A 9250-nucleotide genomic window follows, 5' to 3' on the forward strand; every position below is an offset into this window, starting at 1 on the left:
TCCTATTCTCGGGCGCTCTTAACCCCGCGGGATCCACGGGCAGACGGCACATGCGGATGCTTCCCGCCGACATGATCGGCGCGTGTTTGTTGCTAGGTACGCTTATTCGGCCAAAAACCGTACACAACAACAAACACGCGCCGATCATGAATCTATACGGTCATCACAGACCGGATCCGCGACGCCTGCCCGCAGCCCCGGGTATAACTCGCCGGTAGTCTCGGACGAGGTTTCAATCCGACTCGGAAAGTTCCCGCCCTGTGACCAGCACGCAGCAGAAGGTCACGAACCCGATGCTGGAGTTTCAATCCGACTCGGAAAGTTCCTGCCCTGCGACAGTACCACCGATCCTGGGGGGTCTGAGCTGCAGGTTTGCAAGATCCTTCCAAAACCTCCCAGCGGGGGCTGTGGATAAACTGATCCAAAATGGTGATCGTTTACGTTTGCGCAGGTCACAGGGATATCGATCTTTGCCAGAACCTCCCCGTTTTGTCGGCGTGTCAGAGGTTCTGGATGTTGATCAAGGTTTAACCGCTTGACAGCCACACTCATCGGCCCCTCGAAGCCTCACCGCGCATGGATCGCCGTCACCTCTCCATCCTCCTCGCCATCGTCCGTCAGATGCGGATAGGCACAGGCACAGCCCCAGGGGGAGACTGGCGATGACGAACCCACCACGGCTACGGATCGACGAGCACGGAGTAGCGGTCCCCGTCGGCCTGCCGGGCCAACCTGAACGGGCTCACACACCCACAACTCCACCCCGGCCACCAGCTGCCCCAGCACCGGCAAGAGCTCGAGCCCCGCAGCCCCCGGCCCGGTCAGGATCCCGCCCACCAGCCGCATCGCCGACGACCGTTCATCCCCGATCAGCGCAACGGCTCCCGATGACTGGCTCCCCCACGAGAGAACGCCGTCCCAGACAAACCGACATCAACACGCGTCCAACGGCACGAACAACCTCGGCACGGCCCCGTGCGCGCACTACGGCACGGCCCCGAGCACAGGCTGGTACACGACCACGGGCAGCCGCCATCACATATCGGAATTTTCTGGCGACGGCGCTGCTCATCGGTGGGTTGCTCGGCAGCGCCATGCTGCCGCTGGCGTCGCCACCGCCGACCGAGATCACACCGGCCATCTACGTCCTGCCTGCCGCGAAGAGACCGTCCCCGATGACGATCCAGCCGTTCAGGCCGTAGCGCCGTGGACGTGCCGTCCGTCAGGCACAAGTACAGGCACACATAAACGCCGAACTGAGGGGGAGAACAATGGCCCGGACAATCCGCATCAACGGCATCGACGTACCGGTCATCGCCGACGATCTGACCGGCGCCGAACTCAAGAAAGCCGGCGGGATCCCAGCCGACCGGGTACTCGTCCGGCAGGGACGCGACCGGAACACGATCGTGCCCGACGGCCAGCGGGTCCGTGTCGCCGACGGCGAGGTCTTCGCGCACCACGCGAGGCATTCCAAGGCCGCCCCGCCCACCAACGCCCGGAACAGCAACGCCCGCGGCCCGGCCGCCAGCTCAGGCGCCGGGCCGGCCGCCGCGAACATCCGCCACCGTCGAGTCCGCTGGGAAGCCGCGCAGCTCGCCGGCGGCTACCCGGGCCTGCATGTCGCCGATGACGACGCCTGGGTCATCATCCCGGATTTCCGGCTCCCGGCCGGCTGGTCACCGAACCGAACCACCGTCCTGCTCGTCCCGCCACTGACATATCCCGAATCGGCACCGGACGGCTTCTACCTCGGGTCGCAGCTCCGTCGCCGCAACGGCAACACGCTCATCAGCCCAGGACATTATTTCCAAGGGCACAAAAACCCTTACGCCGACCTCGGCTACTACTGGTACTGCTTGGAGGACCCAGACCGGAACTGGAACGCCTCCTACGATTCTCTGCTCACGTTCGTGGAAGCCATCCGAACCTACCTGGGGACGGCGGACTGATGCGACGCTCACCAACACGCTGTGTCATCCGAATCCCCGACGCCGTATGGGCGCCGACGCGGCAGCATCTCCTCGCTGTTCCCGTCGAGCGAATGGCGTACCTGCTCGGCCATGCCAGTGTGTGGACGGATCCGTGGGGCCGCACCACCACCGACATTCTCGTCCGCTGCGCGATTCCCATCCCCGATGACGCCCTTGCCCTACGGAACACGGGTGGTCGAGGCGCGGTTCGACCGACAGGTGCGCGCATTCGGCGCGTCCGCGCAGCGCAGGCTACGCGACCTCACCGTCGCCGTTGTCGGTGTCGGTGGCGCCGGGTCGCTGGTCGTCCAAGGGCTCGCCCATCTCGGCATCGGGCGCCTGGCGGTCGTCGACCCTGACGTCGTCGAGATGACGAACCTCAACCGGGTCGTCGGCGCCACCCCCGATGATGCCCGACGGAGCCGGCCGAAGGCCGAGGTGGCGGCACGGCTCGCGCGGGCGGTCGACCCTGGGCTGCCCGTTGCCGCGACACGGTCCAGCATCCTGGACGCCGAGAGCTGGCAAGCTCTGCGCTGCGCGGACGTGATCGTCGGAGCAGTGGACGGTCACGCCCCCCGCTGGGCGCTCAACGTGCTCGCCATCCAGTACGGCCGGCTCTACATAGACATCGGCGTCGAAATCAGCCGCTCCCCGGATGCGGCCAGCCCTGATGCCTCCGTCACGGCTGGGACGCTCGAGGTCGGCGGCCATGTCGCGGTCGTCCGTCCGGGCGGGCCATGCCTGCTCTGCCAGTGCGGCTACGACCCGGCCACCGCTGCCCTAGAGCTGGACCCGGCCGCGCAAAGCGCCCGCCGCGCGGCCGGGTATCTGCCCGCCGGTGTGGACGACCCCGCACCGAGCGTGCTGTTCCTCAACCAGGCCGTCGTCGCGTTCGCGCTCGGTGAAGTCCTGAACTGGGTCTCGCCGTGGCGCCCGCCAGCCGCGCACATCCTGGTGGACCTCGTCCGTCCCGCCGTCGTCACCCTCGACGCCGATCGGGTGGACGACTGCCCCGCATGCGGCTCCGGGTCGGTACGCGGCCTCGGTGACGCAGGCGGAATCCCGTCCTTCCCCGCGCGGATACCTGCCGGGCCGCCGGCCGCCGCCGGTCCGGGCCTCGCAGGAACCGGGTCAGCCGAGCAGTGACCAGTGGCTCCGGCTCCGGCTCCGGCTCCGGCGTAAGGGTTTCGTCCGTCAGAAACAGGTGGGAGGTGAGCCAGGATGGCGAACGGTAACGCCAACAACACGCTCGATCGGATGGCCCGCGAATCCACGCTGTGGGGCGCTTGGGCGCGGGTCGCCGCGGGCAGCGCCATGGCCGGCGCGGACGGAATCAATGTCGAGACATTCGGCCGGCAGCTCGGGGTCCGCCTCGACCGCCTCGCCGAGCAGCTCCGTAGCCGCACCTACGAACCTCAGCCTCTGCGTCATATGACAATCACTCGGGGCGAAAAACGCCGGCGTCTCGGACTACCTACCGTGCGCGACCGCATTGCCCAGCGTACTTTCCTCGACGTTTGCGGAAAGCGTCTCGAGGCGTCCACCGCCGAGGTGAGTTTCGCCTATCGGCGCGGTCGTTCCTGGCTGGACGCCCTCGCACAAGCCGAACGCTGCCGAGATGCCGGGCTCCGCACTGTTCTGCGCGCCGACATAGCCGAATTTTTTCGAGAAATCGACCACGATCTGCTCCGAGTGACGCTATCCGAAACGATCGCCGACCCTGAAGCGGCCGCGTTGGCGCTGGCATGGGCCTCCGCACCCGTGCTCACCGAACACGGAGTAGTCAATCGCGACCGAGGAGTACCCGAAGGTGCCCCGGTGAGCCCGGCCCTTGCCAACCTCTACCTGAGAGGCTTCGATAACGCCGTACATGGCCGCCGTGGGCATCTCGTCCGATACGCTGATGATCTTGCAGTGTTCTGCCCAGACGAAGACGCGGCCCTCGCTGCCGCGGTCGACGTCGACACGGCCCTCACCGGCCTACGTCTGCGGACGAACCCCGGCAAAACCTATGTGTCCACGTTCGACACCGGCTTTTCGTTTCTCGGCTGGGTGTTCTTCCGGGACGGCGGCTGGGCGGAGTCACCGAACGAAGGGTGGACACATCCGATGTCGGTGGGCCGCAGCGCGTCTGGTCACCGCCAGCCGAGCGGGGAGCGCCCCGGTGGCCCGAAACGCTTCGGTGGCGGGTCCGCCGATACCCATGATCAATCCAGGTGACAGGGGCCAGGACAATGGCACTGATCACACGGCAGCCACTCTACGTGCTGGGTCACGGTTCGGTGCTGTCGAAGCGAGGCGGACGACTCGTGGTCGTCCGCGACGGCCAGGTCATCACCTCGGCGCCACTGACCCTGGTAGCCGAGGTCATCTTGCTCGGTAACGTCACGGTGACGACCCCGACGATGAACGCGCTGCTCGCGGACGGCGTCCCGCTCGTCCTGCTGACCAGTGACGGGCGTGCTCGAGGTCGGCTCGAACCGCCCTCGGCGCCCCATATCGACCTACGCCGCCGGCAGCTCGTCCGGTGCGGCGACGAGTCCGTCCGGCTCGAAACGGCCCGCTCGATCGTCCGAGGCAAAATTCACAACCAGGATGTGCTGCTACGGCGACGTGCTTCGGGTAGCGCCAGCCCGGACGAGGTGTGGGCGCTTGCGCACCGGCTCGCGGACCTCGCGAAAATCGTGGACGAAGCGCCCACGATCGGCGCTCTGCTCGGGGTCGAAGGCGCCGCCGCCGGAGCGTACTTCCGGGGCATCCGCCTGCTCCTCCCCGACATGATCGGTTTCCAGCGGCGGGAGCGCTCGGACGTCGACATCACCAACACGCTGATCAACTACTGTTCGGCCCTGCTGCGGGAAATCGTCATGGGTGCGGTAGTCGCCGCCGGTCTCGATCCTTATCTGTCGTTCCTGCATACCCCGACGTGCGGACGACCCACCCTGGTGTTCGACCTGATGGAGGAATGGCGCCCGATCCTGTTGGAGTCGACCGTTCTCGCGCTGCTCGGCCTGGGAATGGCTCGTGCCGAGCATGTGACGGTAACCCCGGACGGCCCACGGCTCGCATCGGAGATCACGTCCGCGGCCATCAAACGGTTCCGGGCACGCCTGGCGGCACCGGCCCGCGGATGGCCGGCAAAGGGCACCGAAAACGGCTTGTACGCGGACCGGCTGCGTGGCCAGGCTCGGGATTTCCGGAGCTGGATTCTCGGTGAGTCCGAGACGTATCAGCCCTTCGTGTGGAGATAACGATGACTGCTACCAGGCTCGGTTATGTCGTGACGTTCGATATCTCCTCCGACGCCTACCGGCGGCGAGTCGGTTCGGTGCTCGAACGAAACGGCCCTCGTATTCTCCGAAGTGTCTACGATATCGAAATCCCAGCACCACGCCTGGAGCGACTCACCGATCGACTGGTCGATCTGATCGAGACCGGCGATCATGTTCTTGTCCTGCCGTACTGCACCGATTGCACATCGTCGTGGCTGGGAATGCCGATGGACGCCCCGCCTGTCAACGGCTGGATCGTGGCACCGTGAAAGGCCCGGTCATCGTCGTCTACGATATCGCTGACGACCACCAGCGTGCGCTCGCTCGTGCGGCGCTCCGTCCATTCGCGGACCGCTTCCAGCAGAGTGGTTGGTACATTCCGTTTGTCGCGGGGTTCACCGCCGCCCGGGTAACCGCGGGGCTCAGCGGACTCGCGCTGCCAGGTGACCGAATCGCCGCCTACCAGCCATGCCGCGGGTGCGCCTCGGACATGCGCTGGCTCCCCAGCAGTGGATGGCGTCCCGCCGATGTCCCCGGCGGATTCTTCATGGACAGCCCACAGGACATCCGCTTCGGGACATCCCACACCATGTGACCTGCCACCGGCGGCCAGCCAGCATTTATTGACATCATGATCGGCGCATGTTTGTTGTTAGGCACGCCGATCCGGGCAAAAACCGTACACAACGACAAACACGTGCCGATCATGGATCGCGCGCTGGTCACGGACCGGAGTCGCAACGCCTGTCCACTGCCCCAATGTAGATCACCAGCAGTGTCGAAGAGGTCAATCCGACTCGGAAAGTTCCTGCCCTGCGACCAGCTGCGACACGAGCGCGTCCAGATATACGTGCTGTTTCAATCCGACTCGGAAAGTTCCTGCCCTGCGACAGACGGTCGACTCGCCTACAAGGACCCGTTCGTCCAGGTTTCAATCCGACTCGGAAAGTTCCTGCCCTGCGACTCCGCAAGCCAACGCAACGCGGCGAATCGACGCAGTTTCAATCCGACTCGGAAAGTTCCTGCCCTGCGACGACGCCTACGGTGTAGGCACGATCGCAGCACTGTTTCAATCCGACTCGGAAAGTTCCTGCCCTGCGACAGTACCACCGATCCTGGGGGGTCTGAGCTGCGGGTTTGCAAGATCCTTCCAGAACCTCCCAGCGGGGGCTGTGGATAAACTGATCCAAAATGATGATTGTTTACGTTTGTGCAGGTCACAGGGATGTCGATCTTTGCCAGAACCTCCCCAGTTTGTCGGCGTGTCGGAGGTTCTGGATGTCGATCAAGATTGGGTCGCTTGACGGGATCACGAAACTGTGCAACCGACATGTGATCATCATCTGCCCGAGAGGCGCATCCGAAGAGCATGACCCGAGCATGCCGCAGCCTGGTTAGCATCCGTCCGCCCGGACCGGTAGGAACCGCACGCCACACGGCAACCCTCCGGGTGCGGACCGGCTGACCGGCCCTACCGTGGAAACGGACCCACCGAGACGACATCAGACCCACCAGGAGACAGGAGGGGCTTGTGCCCGCCCGCATCATCGTGAACATCGCTCCAACGACTGCCGGGGCACTGCCGCCACCACACACAGGCCCGGCAGTAAACGCCGCCGTCCTCGCTGCTATCCGCGACGGACTATCACCCCAGACCAGCACCTACCTTCACGACGGGCCACCACCCCGCCCATTCGCCATTACACCGCTGCTCGACGAACGCCAACGAACACCAGACAGAACATCACAGCATGTCCGCTTCGAAGTCGGCGTGTTACTCGACGACATGACCGGGCCGATACTCGCCGCGCTGGCCGCCCGCGACCAATGGCGTATAGGCGCCACCGACTACACAAAGCGGTCAGTAGATCTCCTCGAAGCCACGCCGTACCCGGACCTGCTCGCCACCGCGGCCCCCGCGACATCCTGGAAATTCACACTCATCACCCCGGTCAGCTTCGCCACCGGACGCGAAGACGGCGCACGCCGCCAGCGCATCCTGCCCGACCCCGAACGCGTCTTCGGTACCCTCGCCGCCCGCTGGCGGACCTGGGCACCAGAGACCCCGCTCCCCCCGGACATCGACAACACGATCGACGACCACCTCGAACTCGTCGACATGCGCCTGACCACCACCGAACACATGATCAAACCCGGGGCGCCCTACCGGCGAGGCTGCGTCGGATTCGTCCGCTACGTCCTCGCTGAACCCGCGGCTGTGCCACCGGAGACACGCAGCGCTGTCAACGCTCTCGCCCGCTTCGCCCGCTACGCCGGCATCGGCGACCGCACCGCCTCCGGCATGGGCTACACCCTCACCGAGGCAGACGAGCGCCTCACCCGCGGGCGACACCACCCCAGCCCCGCGGCATAGACACAAGCACCTGACCGTGCGCGATGCACCGTGGCTTTCGATCAATACTCAGCCGCGCAGCAGGGTGATGGCACGACCAGCAGGACTGGTCACGATAGTGATCATCGTGCGTTTGTCGATGGCCGGGGCGGCGGGACGGCGGTCGAAGACGACGAGAGTGCCGGTGTCGAGGCCAAAGCGGTCGAGGTAGCCATCGAGCTGTTCCAGCCCTTCACGGACCGGGTCGGCATCGCCCGCGCGGCGGACCTTGAGCTCGATCAGGAGGCACGAACGCACGCGGAGGAGGTGCGGACGGAGTGTAGTCGAGCAGGCCATCGGTCAGGACCCGTGCAACGACCTCCCGATAGATCGGATTGGCGACCCGGATCGGCGACGTCTGGGTGACCAGGCCCACGTCGCGGACGTAGAGCACATCGTCGGAGAACGGTTCCAGCACCGTCACCGTCCCCGCCAGCAGCGGTTCAAGCACCCGGCGGACCCGCGGTTCCTTGAGCCGTTCCGCCAGCGAGTCCAGATGGGTGGCCCGAGCACGGATGAGCCGTTCCTTGGCCTCCTCAACATGATCAACAGTGATCGGGATGTGCGAGGGGACGGCCATCTCGTCCACGATCTCCAGCCCGAGCGCGTTGACCAGCCAGGGCTGGCCGGCAGTCAGCTCGAACGCCCGCTCCACCGCCTCCGGAGTGAACTCCTGCCCGGTGTCCTGGGTGTGCTGGCCGTAGAGCTCGCGCACCTCGTCTGTGGTGAAGTCCCCGAGCCGCAGTGACTTTACCTTGATGTTGAACGGGCTGGATGACCCCAGACGGGAAGGGTCACCACCAGCAGCGGCTTTATAGTCGCGGACATCCCGTAGACCGCAGAGCGCGACCGAGGCAGGGAAATTGGCCGGGCGACTACCGTAGCCGCTGCGGAGCTGACTGAGAACACTGATCAGGGTCTGGCCCCCCAGAGCATCGATCTCGTCGAAGAACAGCACGAGCGGCCGAGGGCACACATGCGCCCATGCCCGCAGCGCCAAGCCGAGCTGGGTGCCCTCCGACGCCTCCGGCCACGGCGGTGGGCGCAGGTCCGCCGGCAGCATGTCCTCGGCATCCGCCCGGATCTGGTCGAGGATGTCGCGGGTCGCGGCGCCATAGTCGTCACGGGCCGCACGCCCGACCTCGCACGAGAAACGCAGCGCCGCATAGCGGCCACCAGCCGTCAACTCCTGGGCGAGAACCTGCAGGGCCGTCGTCTTTCCTGTCTGCCGCGGCGCGTGCACCACGAAATAGCCCTTGCGTGCCACCAGACGGGGTACGTCTGGCAACCGCGCGGACGCAACGATCATATAGTGATCCTCTGGCACACACGGGCCAGCCGTATTAAACCAGCGACTCATCGACGGTCACCCTCCATCGAGGCAGCGAGCAGCGCCCTCGCGCCCCAACCCTACGCACCTACTGGCAGAGTCGCGTATTCAAATATCATGTATCCATAGATCGTCAGCTATTCATTGTTATTTTCAGTAACTTCAGACTATAAGAGCGCCCGGCAATAGGGGCGTGGATCAAGGAGCGGGACTGGGGTGCGTGCATCGCAAGGCGGAGGAGGGAGTCACCCTGGCGTTGGGTGTCGACCGACGAGCCGGGGTA

At 65.5% G+C, this 9250-nt stretch carries 9 protein-coding genes and 1 CRISPR repeat array; of the genes, 7 read left to right on the forward strand and 2 right to left on the reverse strand.

The genetic code is table 11. From position 1 onward, the window contains the following. Positions 1 to 1271: 1271 nt before the first annotated feature. The 7 genes from MJ797_RS03845 (at position 1272) to cas6 (ending at position 7619) form a co-directional block, all read left to right on the forward strand. The gene (locus MJ797_RS03845) at positions 1272 to 1952 is read left to right on the forward strand and encodes an E2/UBC family protein (RefSeq protein WP_239331881.1); all 681 of its coding nucleotides are present in this window, start codon (positions 1272 to 1274) and stop codon (positions 1950 to 1952) included. A 195-nt stretch (positions 1953 to 2147) separates the two neighbouring features. Beyond that, positions 2148 to 3119 (forward strand): ThiF family adenylyltransferase, encoded by a 972-nt coding sequence (locus MJ797_RS03850; RefSeq protein ID WP_239331882.1) that lies wholly within the window; start codon positions 2148 to 2150, stop codon positions 3117 to 3119. A gap of 75 nt (positions 3120 to 3194) precedes the next feature. Beyond that, positions 3195 to 4193 (forward strand): reverse transcriptase domain-containing protein, encoded by a 999-nt coding sequence (locus tag MJ797_RS03855; RefSeq protein WP_239331883.1) that lies wholly within the window; start codon positions 3195 to 3197, stop codon positions 4191 to 4193. A gap of 14 nt (positions 4194 to 4207) precedes the next feature. Then, on the forward strand, positions 4208 to 5224 hold the full coding sequence (gene cas1, locus MJ797_RS03860) for a CRISPR-associated endonuclease Cas1 (protein WP_239331884.1): 1017 nt from the start codon (positions 4208 to 4210) through the stop codon (positions 5222 to 5224). Between the two features lie 2 nt (positions 5225 to 5226). Continuing rightward, on the forward strand, positions 5227 to 5514 hold the full coding sequence (locus tag MJ797_RS03865) for a CRISPR-associated endonuclease Cas2 (protein ID WP_239331885.1): 288 nt from the start codon (positions 5227 to 5229) through the stop codon (positions 5512 to 5514). Then, positions 5511 to 5840, forward strand: a complete 330-nt coding sequence (locus MJ797_RS03870; RefSeq protein WP_239331886.1) for a hypothetical protein — start codon at positions 5511 to 5513, stop codon at positions 5838 to 5840. Before MJ797_RS03865 ends, MJ797_RS03870 begins: the two co-directional genes overlap by 4 nt. Positions 5841 to 6029: 189 nt before the next feature. Further along, a CRISPR array of direct repeats spans positions 6030 to 6347; the repeat unit is 36 nt; unit sequence GTTTCAATCCGACTCGGAAAGTTCCTGCCCTGCGAC. Positions 6348 to 6776: 429 nt separating this feature from the next. After that, entirely contained in the window at positions 6777 to 7619 is an 843-nt protein-coding gene (gene cas6, locus MJ797_RS03875) for a CRISPR system precrRNA processing endoribonuclease RAMP protein Cas6 (RefSeq protein WP_239331887.1), read from the forward strand. Positions 7620 to 7667: 48 nt separating this feature from the next. Here the strand turns inward: cas6 and MJ797_RS03880 are convergent, their stop codons facing one another. Next, on the reverse strand, positions 7668 to 7895 hold the full coding sequence (locus tag MJ797_RS03880; RefSeq protein WP_239331889.1) for a hypothetical protein: 228 nt from the start codon (positions 7893 to 7895) through the stop codon (positions 7668 to 7670). Beyond that, positions 7831 to 8946 carry an ATP-binding protein gene (locus MJ797_RS03885; RefSeq protein WP_239331891.1) on the reverse strand — a complete coding sequence of 372 codons (1116 nt, stop codon included), beginning with the start codon at positions 8944 to 8946 and terminating at the stop codon, positions 7831 to 7833. Before MJ797_RS03885 ends, MJ797_RS03880 begins: the two co-directional genes overlap by 65 nt. Between the last annotated feature and the right edge of the window lie 304 nt (positions 8947 to 9250).

The organism is Protofrankia sp. CiP3 (assembly GCF_917627345.1).
In the GTDB taxonomy this organism is placed as follows: domain Bacteria; phylum Actinomycetota; class Actinomycetes; order Frankiales; family Frankiaceae; genus Protofrankia.